The following is a 14,864-nucleotide window of genomic DNA, read 5'->3' as shown; positions in this document are numbered from 1 at the left end:
TTAAAAATCATGGTAAATTTTGTTTTGATTGGCGTCTGCATTCTTGCGGGAATGATCCTCAAAGAAACAAAATCTATTCATCCCGACGCTCACAAAGGCATCAATACGTGGATTCTCTATCTCGCACTGCCCGCAGTTTCGTTCAAATATTTGCCTAAAGTTCAGTGGTCTCTGGAAATGCTTTTCCCGATTGCCGCAACATTTCTGACTGCCGTTTTTGCCTTCGTTTTTATGAAAATTTACTGTAAAACGAAAGGATATTCCGAAAGATCAAGAAGCACTTTAGAGTTGGTAAGCGGTTACAGCAATACATCTTTTATAGGTTTTCCTTTAATTAGCGCATTTTATGGTGAAAGCCTTCTAAGCATTGCGATTATATGTGATCAGACGATGTTTTTCTCACTTTCAACATTGGGAATTATCACTGCAATTCGAGGTGGCGGAAAATCGGGAGAAGTAAGTGCCAAATTTATTTTAAAAAGATTAATCACCTTTCCACCGCTGGTAGGATGCATTGCTGCATTGGTTTTGTCGCCATTTATTGATTTCACTTTTGCAGAACCGCTATTCGACAAACTGGCTGCAACTTTAAGTCCGCTTGCCTTATTTTCTGTAGGCTTGCAGTTGAAATTCAATGGTTGGAAAAAACTGATTCCACAGATGTCGGCATCGATGTTTTACAAGTTAATTTTGGCTCCTGCAATCAGTCTGGGATTGGTTTTTCTATTCGGAATCTCAGGAGATGTAGCTAAAATCACCATTTTTGAGTCAGCAATGCCTACCGTTGTGACTTCCAGCATTATTGCCGAACAGTTTAGACTCAACACCAAACTGACTAATCTCACCATCGGATTCAGTATAATTCTGGGTTTTTTGACGACAGCAGTTTGGTATCACATTATCGAATTGCTCTTTTAAAATGTGAAATATTTTTTTAGGAGCTATTTCCAGCTTTCCGCTGCAATCTTTTTTTTCAAAAAAGGATTTCAACTGCAATCTGGGCTAGGAATTTCGTGATTATTTCAACTTTTGTATTAAATATAACGATTGTCATTTCTCAGGAATCTACAAATTACATCTAAATTAAATTTTTGCTTAGAATTCGTGGAAAAACAAGATAGTTTTATATTTTAATTCTTGTACTAATCTGTGTTCAGCTTGTCTTTCCGCAGGAATCTCAATATAGATATTTAAAATCCATATTAACTGAGATTCCTGTGGAAACCAAAGATTCGACTTAGTCAATAACATACTGGTGTTTGGACCAAAAATAGAGATTGATTTACAAATTAAAAACCCCTTCTCAAACTGTAAATATTCTCAAGTCAAAATAAAAGTTTGGTTGGCGTTTAAAAAATTTAGCTTTACTAAAAAATTGCAGTTCTCTTCAGAAACAATTAATTTTACATTTTAATTTTTCCCTTGACGTACGCCCAAATAATTTTACCGCTCAATTTAAAAGGAACATTTACATATAAAGTTCCGGAAGAGCTCGCTTTCAAAATTGAAAACGGAATGCGTGTCCTGGTGCCATTTGGCGGTAAAAAAATCTACACCGGAATTGTTTTTGAGCTTCACGATCAGGCTCCGGAAAATTTCGTGGCTAAAGAAGTCATCAGTATTCTGGATGAATATCCGATTGTTCCGGCAGAGCAAATCAAGTTCTGGAAATGGCTGTCGAATTATTACCTCTGTAATCTTGGGGAAATTTACCGGTTTGCTTTTCCATCTTCTTTGAAACTTGAAAGCGAAACCTATTTAAAGCTAAAACCCGGCGCAGTCATTGAATTTGAAAATCTCGATGTCAACGAAATGTATCTCATTCAGGCTCTGGAGGTTCGCCAGCTGATTAATCTGACGGATATTGAAGCTTTCATTCCCAAAAAAGAAATCATCAAAACGATTAATTCATTAATTGATTTACAGTATATTGAGATCGATGAAAAAGTCGCTGAAAAATACAAAGCCAAAGAAGTTGCCTATGTAAAAGTGAAAGATGAGGTCTTGAAAAATCAAAATCTGACCGAAATTCTTTTGCAGCTCAACAGAGCCAAAAAACAGAAGGAGCTATTCCTGAATATTATTGAAAAACAGACCGAAAATCCTGATCTGCATGTCAAAAAATCGGAACTTTTTGAGGATGGATATTTTGGAAGTTCACATTTCAAAGCGTTGGCAGATAAAAATCTGGTGGAAGAGTATTACCTTCAAAAAGACCGAATTGAAAGCTACGAAGGCGAAATAGAGGAGATTGAAGAACTTTCTGAAGCGCAAAAAGAAGCAAAGGCTGAAATTGATGAAGCTTTTGATGAAAAGAAAAATGTGCTGATTCATGGTGTAACTTCTTCCGGAAAAACACATTTGTATTTAGAAAAAATCGAGGAAGCGGTGAATGAAGGAAAAAATGTTTTGTTTTTGCTTCCCGAAATTTCTTTAACCAAACAGATCACTCAGAGATTAGAAAAAAAATACGGTCGCCAGTTAGGTTTTTATCATCAGAAACTCACTGATTTTGAAAAAGTTGAGGTCTGGAGAAGAATCAAAAATAATGATGTTAAAATTCTTATCGCAACCCGAAATGCTTTATTTCTGCCTTATCAGAATTTGGGACTGATTATCGTTGATGAAGAGCACGATTCTGCTTACAGACCGAGAGAAGTTTCACCTTTTTTTAATGCGAAAGATGCAGCCTTGGTTTTGGCGGGTTTCTATGATGCACGGGTTATTTTGGGTTCTGCGACGCCTTCTGTGGAAAGTTATTATTTAGCCAGAAAAGAAAAATTACACTATATATTTTTAAATGAAAGATTCGGCAATGTGAAGTTGCCTGAATTTGAACTCATTAATTTTAAAGAAGCTCAGGATTCGAAAAAAGTTTCAGGTAACTTTTCTTTGCAGCTGATTGATGAGATTAAGAAAACTTTAGACGAAAAAAATCAGACCATCATCCTTCATAACCGCCGTGGTTATGCAAGTGTTGTAGAATGCGAAACTTGTGGCTACGTAAATTACTGCTCAAACTGCGACGTTGTTTTAACTTATCACAAAGCGGCAAACGAAATGAAATGTCACTACTGTGGTCAGCGCGCTTCAAAACCAAAAGCCTGCCCGAAATGTCAGTCAGAAAATCTGAACGAAAGGGGCGTGGGAGTGGAGCAGATTCATGAGGAAGTTTCAAAAATATTTCCTGATCATGAGGTTGACCGAATGGATGTAGATTCTATGCGAAAGAAGTTTGCGTACGAGAAGTTATATGAAAAAATCGAAGACAGAGAAACAGATATCATTGTTGGCACACAGATGATTTCAAAAGGTCTGGATTTCGATCATATCGAGTTGGTAGCCATTCCAAAGGCTGATTCAATGCTGTATGTTCAGGATTTCAGAGCAGAAGAACGTGCTTATCAACTGATTACTCAGGTTTCGGGAAGAGCCGGAAGGGTTTCTGGAAATGGGAAAATTTTAATTCAGACTTATAATCCTGATCATTCTGTTTTTCAATTGATTAAGATGAATAATGTGACGAAAATCTATAAATATTTTCTCACCGAAAGACAGAAATTTCATTATCCGCCTTTCACTAAATTGATTATGATCGAGCTGAAACATATTAAAGATGATAAAGTCAACCGTGCTTCCCAATTTTTAGGTTCAATTTTAAGAAAATACCTTCCTGAAGACTGTATTCTCGGACCTGAGAGAGCACAGATTGCAAGACTGAATAACCTTTACCAGTTTCAAATCTTACTGAAGCTTCCCAGAGGTAAGAACTATGAAAAATTTAAAAGTTTAGTTTTATTAAGTTTAAAAGAATTTGACGAAATCACTGCATATCAAAGCATTAAAAAAGACGTTTTTGTAGATTTTTAACAAGTTTTAACAAACTTTATATGCTTTTATTATATCTTTGTAGACCACATTCTAACAATAATATCTACATTTGAACGTTTATTATGTGTTTGGATTTTGAGAAAAGATTTAACTAATCGTTTTTTAAACTATCCAAAATATAACAAAAAGAAAAAATTGATGATAAATTACAGAAAGTATATTTCAGGTATTACGGTTTTGGCCACTGGTTTTTTCCTTGCTCAGTCTACCGTATCTACAGTTCTTTATTCTCCTAATTTCGACAGTCAAAAAAGCGGTTTAAATTTACCTTCTCCCGCAGCAGCTGTTGAAAAGGCTTTTTTGTCTCCTAAAGAACTTGTAGATGTAAACCTAAACACAATGATGACAGATCCCGTGCTGAAAAATGCAACCTGGGGATTTGTAGTCTATGACCCGAAAACGAAGAAAGTAATCTCTTCGTATAATGAAAACACTCCACTGGTTCCAGCTTCGACCACAAAATTATTAACTACAGAAACTGCTTTGCATCTGTTAGGAGAAAATTACCGTTGGATGACGCAACTAGAATATTCCGGAGATATTGACGAAAATGGGGTTTTGAACGGAAATCTTTATATTGTAGGAAGTGGTGACCCGTCATTGGGAACCAACAAAGCGGGAGCTTGGTCTTACAAAGAAATCGTATCAGACTTCGTGAGTGGAATGTCTCGTGAGGGCATCAAAAAGGTAAATGGTGATATTGTAATTCAGACAGCGCTTTTCAAAGGTAACATTTCGAGACTTCCGGAAAATGTTGTGTGGCTAGAAAACAATAACTACTATCTGCCGGTTGGTACAACCCGCGAAATCAATCCTGCCAACGAAAAACTGATCGTTAAAAAAGGCAACAGCTCAGCTTCAGATAAAAAATATTTTTACGTTTCACCGTACGCCAATCAAATGGTTTATGCTGAAAAATACGATGGCGAGGGAATTTTGACAACTAAACTTCCTGATGCACCTGCATTTTTAGCGAATACTTTCAGAGCAACTTTGGTGAAAAGTGGAGTAGGTGTTACCGGAAAAGTAACTCCTAGAACTACGGATACTGCTCCTGAGGTAAGAAAAATGATTTCTGCTTACAAATCTCCAACATTGTCTGATATTATATACTACACCAATCAGCGTAGTGATAATGGTTTGGCAGAAGCATTGTTGAAGACAGTTGGTTTCCAGAAAAAGGGCGATCAGACTTCAGAATCAGGTAGAATTGTGGTGAATGAGCATTTAAAAGATGTTGCTTTCGATGTTGAAGGATTGAATTATATGGACGGAAGCGGATTATCAAGAAGCAATCATGTGACGCCGATATCTCAGGTGAAATTTTTGACTTCCTTGATGAATCAGAAATATTACAAAACTTATTTTGACTCTCTGCCGATTGCAGGACAAACGGGAACTCTAAAGAGAATGTTTATTGGTGAAGGAAACGGACAGATTTTCGCTAAAACAGGAACTTTAAATAAAGTTAAAGCGCTGACAGGATATATGAAAACGAATACGGGTAGAACTTTGGTGTTCTCGATTTTGGTAAATAATTATTCAGGATCCGTAGATATGGTGAAAAACAGAATTGAGAAAATTCTTCAGCCGGCTTTGGATTTGTAAAAATTAATAAAATACTTAACATACAAACCTTTTAATCTCAGATTGAAAGGTTTTTTTTATCTTTAACCTCTAATTTACTGATAATGAATTTGGTTTACATTTAAATCAAAACCATATCATCCAGACAATCGTATATTCAATAGATATGAAAAAGTTTTACCTTCTTATTTTAAGTGTTTTAGTGTGTCAAACAGTTTTATCACAGGAAAATCTTGAGATGAAGGGATTAATGGCAAAGGAAATGAAATCTTATGCTGCAAAAATGAATGCCGGAAATACCAATCCGAATACATTAAACTATGATCTGCAATATCAGAGAATGGATGTTTCAATAAATCCCGCAGTGCATCAGATCTCCGGTTCGGTAACTTCCCATTTCAAGCCGAGTCAGGCAATGAGCAGTATCTATTTTGATCTCACCAATCAGTTAACGGTTTCTCAGGTCACATTCCATGGCCAATCTCTGGCTTTTCAGCAACTGACCACAAAAGAAGTTAAAATAGATTTTACATCTGCTCTTCCTGCAAACGTTTTGGATTCTCTGACGATTCAGTATAATGGTGCTCCTCCAACCAATAATAACGCGTTTTTCACCAATAGTCAAGGTGGAACTCCCGTTTTATCTACTTTGAACGAACCTTATGGTGCACAGGATTGGTTTCCTACGAAACAAAGTTTGAACGATAAAATTGACAGGTTTGACATCAAAGTAACTACACCGTCGCAATACAGTGTCGCTTCAAACGGAAAAATGATGAGCGAAACGATCTTGGGAAGCGGACAGAAATTAACTTTTTGGAGAACCCAATATCCTACAGCTGCTTATCTGGTGGCACTCTCGATTACCAATTTTGTGAAATTAAATGACACGATGGGAACTCCGCCATTTCCTTTCGTGAATTATATTTATCCGGCTACGTCTAACAATACAACCAACATGGCTAATATTGAATGGACGAAAACAGTCATGAATACTTTTGAAACATTCTTCGGACCTTATCCTTTTCGAAATGAAAAATACGGTCACATGGAATTTACCGCAGGCGGTGGAATGGAACATCAGACAATGTCTTCTATGGGCGCTTGGAGCAAACAGCTGATCGCTCATGAACTTGCCCATCAATGGTTTGGTGATAAGGTTACCTGTGGAGCATGGAATGATATCTGGCTGAATGAAGGTTTTGCCACATTTGGAGAACATGTTGCAAACGAAAAGCTATTACTTACCAATGCTCAGTTTATGAGCTACCTTTTAGACCAGAAAAATTATATTACCAATGTTACAGGAGGCAGTGTGTATGTTGCAGATGCCAATCTCGGAAGTATAGGGAGCATTTTTGACGGACGGTTAACCTACGCAAAAGGCGGTTACGTTGTAAGGATGATTAAATGGATTTTGGGAGAAACCGTATTTTATCAGGCTTTAAAAGAGTACCATGCACGACCGAATTTAGCATATAGTTATGTGAAAACAACAGATCTTAATGCGTCACTGCTTCAGTCTACAGGAAAAGATTTTACAGGATTTTTTGCTGACTGGATTTACGGTCAGGGTTATCCAACTTACGACATCCGCTGGAAACAGACCGGAAGCACAGTTACTTTTAAAGCCGCCCAAACGCAAAGTCATACTTCTGTGAGCTTTTTTGATATGCCATTGCCAATCAAGGTGAACGGAACCGGAGGTCAGGTTGCTTATTTTGCCTTAAATAATACCTTGAACAATCAATATTTTACAGAAACGGTGGCCTTTCCTGTAGCCAATGTAGAATTTAACTATGAATATCAGATTTTAGAAAAAAACTCAACAGTGACATTAGATAATACATTGAGTACATCAGATGTTAAAATGGATCCGTTGAGCATTTATCCAAATCCTGCAAAAGATCACTTATTTATTTCAGGGCTAAAAAAACAGACTGATTTTACTATTTATACAGCAGACGGAAGGCTGGTGAAAAAAGGAGGAACAGAGAGCAAAATCGATATATCTTCATTAGTAAAAGGCATCTATTTTCTAAAGATTCAAAATTCAAATCTTAAATTTATTAAAGAATAATTTTTTTATTGTATTGGTTTTCAGTGTATATTTGTATTACTAACTTTTAAACCAATATGTATGAAAACGAAAAAAAAATTCTTCAGCAAGTTGCTTTTAACAGGAATTTTTCTCCTGATTATTAGTTCGTGTGAAAATAAAAAAGACGCCGGCAATCCATTATTAGATACGCAGTGGAGTGGAATCGGTAAAATACCGATGGCAGAAGAGATCATTTTAAAATTTTCTAAAGACAAGATGGATGTTATTTTAGAAAATAAAGTGATAGAAAGTACTAGATACGAAGTGAAAGGAAATCAAATCAACTTTTCTAAAATCTCAGGAGGATCTCCGTGTGAAGTTGGTGCAAAGGGTAATTATTCATTTGAAATTACAGGGGATAAATTAACTATTGATGCAGTTACAGATGAATGTGTAGCTCGTACAAAATCACTGAAAGGTAGTATCTTAACCAGGATTGAACCATAAAATATAAATTGATAAACTAAATAAAGCCTTCGACAGTGAAGGCTTTATTTTTTATACTTTTAATTTTTTCATTGCGCGCTGCGCACGTTTCTCAGCAATTCTGACTTTATAATTAAACCATTTTTCTTTAAAAATTTTTCTCATCGCGTTATCGAAATGTCTGATGATAACCAAGTTCTTAAACCCTCTCCATTTCTCTAGGGCACTTGATGGTAAAGCTCTTACCGAAACCGAATACCCTTCCGTCTCGTACTGAATGTAATGCCACCAGCCTGAAGGAATGTAAAGTGTTTCTCCCGGATGAATGACAGCTTCGTAACCATTCAAATGTTTCAAGGCGGGATATTTTTCATAATCCGGCTCCTGAAGATTGACCAGACTGTGAAAGTTGTAAGGCAGTTTATACATTAAGTCAGACTGTTCCCAGGGAAAAAGCCAAACCCTTTTCACACCCTGAAACTGAGATAAGAAAACATGTGACATATCGATATCAATATGGTTTCTGGTAATCGAACCCTGTCCGCCAAAAAACATGAAAGGCAACCATTTTAAAACTTTGCCCTTGGTAATATCTTTATAATGAATATCATTTTTAAGCTCAGGTTTCAGACTTAACAGATTAAATAAAAATAAACGGTGCTCAGTTATTTTTGTAGAAATTAAATCTAAGTAGGATGCGAAAGTGGTTTCGCCAACCGGTTTGCTTGCAACACGATCAATAGACTCTATTTCGCTTCCGTAAACATTCACTTTGGTGTCTCCTGCAATTTCTTTGAAATACTCATAATTCCATTTTTGAAATGCGGGACTTTCCGGTTCTATGAAATCTTTTAAAATAATGGGTTTTGCAGCTTTCATATATTGGTTCAGAAAGTCGTCAGCCTCAATATTTTTTGCACGTATAATCTGAGATAATTTCATTTGATACATTTTGAAGGTTCAAATATAATTATTATCCTATAAAATCAGTAGACTATTTAATAGAAATCTTGTATCAGAATCAAAAAACAGAATTTAAAATGATAAAAGTAAATTCTTTAAAGCCTTTTTATTAAATTAGCGAACCTAAATAATTATAATAATGATCTCTGAAAAGTATCTTGAAAATCTACAGAACGAACTAAAAAATATCGAAAATGATGGTCTTTTTAAAAAGGAAAGAATCATCACGTCACAGCAAAGTGCAGAAATCGAAGCGAACGGAAAGAAACTATTAAATTTCTGTGCGAACAATTATCTGGGACTATCTAACCATCCTGAAGTTATGAAAGCTTCTCAGGATATGATTGAATCTCATGGCTACGGAATGTCTTCGGTACGTTTTATCTGTGGAACTCAGGATATTCACAAGCAGTTAGAAGAAAAAATTGCTCAGTTTTTAGGTCTTGAAGACACGATTCTGTACGCAGCATGTTTCGATGCAAATGGTGGAGTTTTCGAACCTCTTTTTACTGAAGAAGACGCAATTATTTCAGACGAATTGAATCACGCTTCGATTATCGACGGAGTGCGTCTTTGTAAAGCTGCAAGATACCGTTACAAAAATAATAATATGGCTGATCTTGAAGCGCAATTGATTGCCGCTTCAGAGAAAAATCACAGATTTAAAATTATCGTGACTGACGGAGTGTTTTCAATGGACGGTATTGTTGCTGACCTGAAAGGTGTTTGCGATCTAGCCGACAAATATGACGCTTTGGTAATGGTTGATGATTCTCACGCAACAGGTTTTATTGGTAAAACAGGTCGTGGAACACACGAAGCCAACGAAGTAATGGGTAGAGTAGATATTATCACATCAACTCTAGGAAAGGCTTTGGGTGGTGCTTTAGGCGGATTTACTTCAGGTAAAAAAGAGATCATCGATATGTTGAGACAACGTTCTCGTCCGTACTTATTTTCAAATTCTCTGGCTCCCGGAATTGTTGGGGCGGCTTTGAAAGTTTTAGATATGATTTCGGCGGACACTTCACTGAGAGATCAGGTGATGGAAAATGCAGAATATTTCAGAACAGAAATGACTGCTAGAGGCTTTGATATTCCGGAAGGCGATGCGGCAATTGTTCCTGTTATGTTATATGATGCTAAACTGGCTCAGAAAATGGCTGAAAAGTTGATGGATGAGGGAATTTACGTAATCGGATTCTTCTATCCTGTTGTTCCTAAAGAAAAAGCAAGAATCAGAGTGCAGCTTTCAGCAGCGCATACGAGAGAGCATTTGGATAAAGCAATTGCAGCTTTTGAAAAAGTTGGAAAAGAATTAGGAGTAATTTCGTAAAGAATTATTTTAAGATAAGTCATTCTACATTTGTAGAACAAAAACAGAATTTCTATATTTACAGAAATTCTGTTTTTTTATGCTAAGAAATATCTTACTACTCGGTCTTGCAGTTTTTGTTGTGAGTTCGTGTAAAACAAAGCCTATAAATCAATATGTAAAAGTTGAAAACAAATGGCAAAAACGTCATGGCAAATGGAAAGAAGAATATTCTTCTGATCAGGGAATCTTAACGGCTGTAGGAAAGTATAAGATGGGTGAGAAATTCGGAGTTTGGAAAACCACTTTCCAAAATAAGCTTTATCAAAAAGATAAAATCAGGAAGGGTATGACAAAAACAAAACTGTATCATCCAAACGGGAAAATCATGGAAAGAGGTGAGTCGAGATTAGATATCACTGAAGCACAAAGGCATTGGTATTACTTTGGTGACTGGAAATATTATGATGAAAACGGGAAGTTGATGTATATTAAGAAATATGCTGATGGTAAGAAAATAGATAGTATATCTTTTCAGAAATAAATCTTTTCGAAAGTGTAAATTATTTTATTGCCAAATAAAGAATTGTATTATTTTTAGCAGATTAATCTTCTGAAATATTCTATGAAAAAATTTCTACTCTTACCTTTTATTTGTTTTTTATCAAGTCCGGTTTCTGCGCAGTCCAAAGATTTTAAATCAATCATTACTATAAGCACTTTTTCTCCGTTTCGGGATCAGCGATATAATGTTGGTTATATTCAAAAGTTATCAGAAAGATGGTGGATTGGTACTGAACTAGCATACGGCGCAGATGGTTTAACTCCCATCAATATTGGTAATTTTGATGGAAAAAACCAAATTTTTGAAATCAGACCCGAAGTTTTTTACAGTTTGGCTCCACAATCAAGGATAAAACATTTGGTTTCTGCAGAAGCATTTTATATGAACCAGAATGGAAAAGGCATTTCAGGAAATTATTATGACATAAACGATGATTATTATTCTTTCAGTTCAGCAGATTATAAGCGGATAAAATACGGTCTCAATATCAACTACAGTATTTTATTACATAGAGAAACGTCATGGTTTGGTTTTATGCCGAAAATCGGTTTTGGAATAAGACAGAGGGATCTTTCTTACAAGAATATGATTGACAAAATTCCGAATGATCCACCAGTAGATGGTTTACCTTTTGACTATCAGTTAAACCGAGAAGGTTCAAATCTGGGCTTGAATTTCAATATTGACATGAAACTTATTTTTAAATTTTAAAATTAGTTGATTATTGTTCTTTAATCATCATTTCCTCATATAAAATTCACTTTTTTTCTGAAATAAACTATCTTTGCACACAAATTTTTATGATGCTGTATACCATCATCAAAGCGTTACATATTATTTTTATGGTCAGTTATTTTGCGGGAATTTTTTATCTCGTAAGAATTTTTGTGTACTATAAAGATACAGACGAGTTTTCCGAAGAAAAGAAGACCATTCTCAGAGAGCAATACATCTTCATGGCGAGAAGATTATGGAATATCATCACCGTTCCGGCAGGTATCATCATGGCCGTATGTGGCTTGGTTTTGATTTTTCTGAATACGGGGTTGATGAAAACGCCATGGTTTCATTTAAAATTAACCTTCCTGATTGGGTTGGCGGTCTATCACTACTGGTGCTGGAAAAAGGTAAATCAGTTGAAGAAGCTGAACGGAAGTACTTTAGAAACAGCCAATATAAAGCTGAGACAGGCGAATGAAATCGCGACATTCATTTTATTTCTGGTTGTATTTACCGTAATTTTAAAATCATCAGTAATCGAATATTGGTGGCAATTAATTACCGGATTTTTCGTTTTGGTATTTTTAATCATGATGACCGTGAAACTGGTGAATAAGGGGAGGAAAAGTAAAAAGTAAAAAGAAACAGGTAGAAGTGTTTACTGTTTTTCGCACAACCACGAAGTGGTTGAACATCAATAGCCGTGGGTGAAACCCATGGAGGAAACGTGACCAATTCCACACAACCACGAAATGGCTGAACAATAATAGCTATGGTTGAAACCCATGGAGGAGAACCATAACAGGTTCAATAAAAAATAAAATAACCATTGTTACATTGATAAAATGTACATCTGATAGATTATTGAAAAAATATGATTGCAATTTTTAAAAAAGAACTTTGGAGTTATTTCGGGAACTGGAGCGCATGGGTGATCATTGCGGCATTCAGTCTGATAACGACCCTGTTTTTATTTTTTTTCGAGAACGAGTCTAATATTTTCGACATCGGTTTGGCATCTTTACAGAGCTACTTCGTTTTAGTGCCGTGGCTTCTAATGTTTATTATCCCGGCATTATCGATGAAAACTTTTGCGGAAGAACAGCAGACCGGCACTTTAAACTGGCTATTTTCTCAACCACTGAAAGTTTCAGAATTGGTTTCCGGAAAATTTCTTTCGGTTTGGGTGGTTGGAATTTTATGTTTAATTCCTTCGCTGATCTATCTGTATACCGTTTATGTTTTAGGTGTACCGGAAGGAAATATTGATCTGGGAATGACGTTCGGAAGTTATTTCGGATTAGTTATTCTGATCGCAGCATTTGCCGGTGTAGGAATTTTAGCATCTTCCATTTCACAAAATCAGATCATGGCTTATCTGTTGGGCGTTTTCATGTGTTTCATCATGTACTTCGGGATTGAGCAGTTGGCGAGTTATAAACTATTAGGCGGAGCAGATTTCATTCTTCAGAATATAGGTTTTTATCAGCATTTTTTAGGTTTTACAAGAGGTTTGATTGATTTTAAAGATGTTGCTTATTTTGTATTTGTCATCGGTCTTACATTAGCATTGTCCAATCATTTTATCAATAAAAAGAAGTAAAAACATGAAGAAGATATCCCTAAAATCTCCGTTCGGAATTTTACTGTTTGTAATTTTACCTTTAAGCATCATCTTGATGTTTTCAGGAATTCGATTGGATTTAACCAAAGAAAAAAGATATACGCTTTCAGAAAGCACAATAAAAGTTTTAGAATCGATTAAAAAACCTGTAACGGTGGATGTTTACCTGGAGGGAGACTTTCCTGCGAGCTTCAAACAGTTGCAGAGCGAGACCAGATTTATGCTGGAAGAATTCAGAAAGATCAATCCTAAAATCGATTTTAAATTTATTGATCCCATCAAAACAAAGATGTCTCAGGACACTCTTATGGCCATGGGAATGCAACCTTCAGTGCTTCCGGATAACAAAGACGGAAAGATTACACAGATTTACCTGTTTCCTTACGCCGTTGTAAAGCACGGACAAAACGGAGCTTCTATACCGTTAGTTGTACAGCAGGCAAACATTAATGCAGATGAGCAGCTTAGAAAATCGATTGAAAATTTAGAATACAATTTAGTTTCAAATATCAAAGCGGTTACTACCAATCAAAGAAAAAAGGTTGGAGTTTTGGTCAATCAGGATGAATTAAGACCTGAAGAATTCCAGGGCTTTATGAATCTCGCTTTAGAGAGCTATGACGCGGGTCCGGTAATCCCTAAAAATAATGTAGAACTGACCTTAGCAGATTTACCTTTGCTTAAGCAGATGAGTGCTTTAGTTATTGCAAAACCTAGAAAAGCTTTTACTGACGGTGAGAAAGTGATTTTAGATCAGTATATTATGAATGGCGGGAAAACCCTTTGGATGATTGATGCCGTGAATGCTGAAATGGATACGCTGACGAGATCTAAAAAAGTAATGCCTTTCCCGGTTGACATCAACATGACCGATTTCTTTTTTAACTATGGATTGAGAATCAACCCAGCATTGGTGAAAGATGTAAAGAAATTTGCTTTGCTGAAGTTGGTTACAGGCGAAGTGGGAGGGAATCCTCAGTACACAAGCCTTCCGTGGCCATACTTTCCACTTGGAATTGCTGAAAACAACAATCCAATCACTAAAAATATCAATCCTGTGAAATTGGAATTTCCAACTTCTATCGATACGTTGGGCGGAAAGAAATTTAAAACCAATGTTCTTTTTGAATCCAGCGAAAGAACTTTATTAAAACAGGTTCCGAACTATGTTGAACTGAGCGAAATTGCCAGCGTAGACAGCCTCGGACAAATGGAAAAACCAAGCACCCCGAAGATTTTTGCCGTTGCTTTGGAAGGGAAATTTTCTTCAGCATACGCCTCAAGAATTGAAAGACAAAATTATCCCGGCTTTAAAGCAACAAGTCCGGAAAACAAAATGATCGTTATCGCAGACGGAGATGTCGGCAGAAATAAAACCCACAAAGGCGAGCCTTTACCATTAGGTGTTGACCGTTTGACGGACGAACAGTTCGGTAACGAGCAGTTTTTAAGAAATGCATTAGATTATCTCTTAGATGACAGCAATCTGATGGAATTAAGAAACAGAAACATTGAAGAACGTCTTCTTGACCGTCACAGAATCAGTGAAGAGAAAACGAACTGGCAATGGTTTAATCTCCTTTTACCGTTAGTAATTATCGGACTTTTAGGAGGTTTGTTTTTCTGGTTGAGGAAAAAGAAATTCGGATAGATATTAAAAAAGAGAAACTTA

The 14,864-nt window shown here is 36.1% G+C and carries 12 protein-coding genes; 11 read left to right on the top strand and 1 reads right to left on the bottom strand.

All coding sequences use genetic code 11. The annotated features are described in order from the left end of the window. The first annotated feature begins 9 nt into the window (after positions 1-9). From OMO38_RS07670 to OMO38_RS07650, 5 genes are all read left to right on the top strand, one after another. Positions 10-918, top strand: coding sequence for an AEC family transporter (locus OMO38_RS07670; protein WP_264749615.1), 909 nt, complete (start codon positions 10-12; stop codon positions 916-918). A gap of 504 nt (positions 919-1,422) precedes the next feature. Then, the gene (gene priA / locus OMO38_RS07665; protein ID WP_264749614.1) at positions 1,423-3,870 is read left to right on the top strand and encodes a replication restart helicase PriA; all 2,448 of its coding nucleotides are present in this window, start codon (positions 1,423-1,425) and stop codon (positions 3,868-3,870) included. Positions 3,871-4,029: 159 nt separating this feature from the next. Then, positions 4,030-5,499 (top strand): D-alanyl-D-alanine carboxypeptidase/D-alanyl-D-alanine endopeptidase, encoded by a 1,470-nt coding sequence (gene dacB, locus OMO38_RS07660; protein WP_264749613.1) that lies wholly within the window; start codon positions 4,030-4,032, stop codon positions 5,497-5,499. Positions 5,500-5,644: 145 nt separating this feature from the next. Next, entirely contained in the window at positions 5,645-7,558 is a 1,914-nt protein-coding gene (locus OMO38_RS07655; protein WP_264749612.1) for a M1 family aminopeptidase, read from the top strand. A gap of 60 nt (positions 7,559-7,618) precedes the next feature. Continuing rightward, positions 7,619-8,026, top strand: a complete 408-nt coding sequence (locus OMO38_RS07650) for a hypothetical protein (RefSeq protein ID WP_264749611.1) — start codon at positions 7,619-7,621, stop codon at positions 8,024-8,026. Positions 8,027-8,077: 51 nt separating this feature from the next. Here the strand turns inward: OMO38_RS07650 and OMO38_RS07645 are convergent, their stop codons facing one another. After that, complete coding sequence (locus OMO38_RS07645) at positions 8,078-8,947, bottom strand: cupin-like domain-containing protein (protein ID WP_264749610.1); 870 nt, start codon at positions 8,945-8,947, stop codon at positions 8,078-8,080. Positions 8,948-9,107: 160 nt separating this feature from the next. Between OMO38_RS07645 and kbl the strand changes: the two genes are divergently transcribed. The 6 genes from kbl (at position 9,108) to gldG (ending at position 14,843) form a co-directional block, all read left to right on the top strand. Then, the gene (gene kbl, locus OMO38_RS07640; protein WP_264749609.1) at positions 9,108-10,304 is read left to right on the top strand and encodes a glycine C-acetyltransferase; all 1,197 of its coding nucleotides are present in this window, start codon (positions 9,108-9,110) and stop codon (positions 10,302-10,304) included. A 79-nt stretch (positions 10,305-10,383) separates the two neighbouring features. Beyond that, the gene (locus tag OMO38_RS07635) at positions 10,384-10,827 is read left to right on the top strand and encodes a toxin-antitoxin system YwqK family antitoxin (protein ID WP_264749608.1); all 444 of its coding nucleotides are present in this window, start codon (positions 10,384-10,386) and stop codon (positions 10,825-10,827) included. Positions 10,828-10,908: 81 nt separating this feature from the next. Continuing rightward, complete coding sequence (locus OMO38_RS07630) at positions 10,909-11,559, top strand: hypothetical protein (protein WP_264749607.1); 651 nt, start codon at positions 10,909-10,911, stop codon at positions 11,557-11,559. Between the two features lie 92 nt (positions 11,560-11,651). Next, on the top strand, positions 11,652-12,206 hold the full coding sequence (locus tag OMO38_RS07625; RefSeq protein WP_264749703.1) for a CopD family protein: 555 nt from the start codon (positions 11,652-11,654) through the stop codon (positions 12,204-12,206). 236 nt (positions 12,207-12,442) lie between these two features. After that, positions 12,443-13,171: an ABC transporter permease subunit gene (locus tag OMO38_RS07620; RefSeq protein ID WP_264749606.1), complete on the top strand. Its 729-nt coding sequence runs from the start codon at positions 12,443-12,445 to the stop codon at positions 13,169-13,171. Between the two features lie 4 nt (positions 13,172-13,175). Continuing rightward, the gene (gene gldG, locus OMO38_RS07615; RefSeq protein ID WP_264749605.1) at positions 13,176-14,843 is read left to right on the top strand and encodes a gliding motility-associated ABC transporter substrate-binding protein GldG; all 1,668 of its coding nucleotides are present in this window, start codon (positions 13,176-13,178) and stop codon (positions 14,841-14,843) included. Positions 14,844-14,864: the final 21 nt, after the last annotated feature.

The organism is Chryseobacterium kimseyorum, assembly GCF_025971945.1.
GTDB lineage: Bacteria > Bacteroidota > Bacteroidia > Flavobacteriales > Weeksellaceae > Chryseobacterium > Chryseobacterium kimseyorum.
The sequence above is the reverse complement of the archived record's forward strand: the minus strand, read 5'-3'. Positions and strand labels throughout refer to the sequence as shown.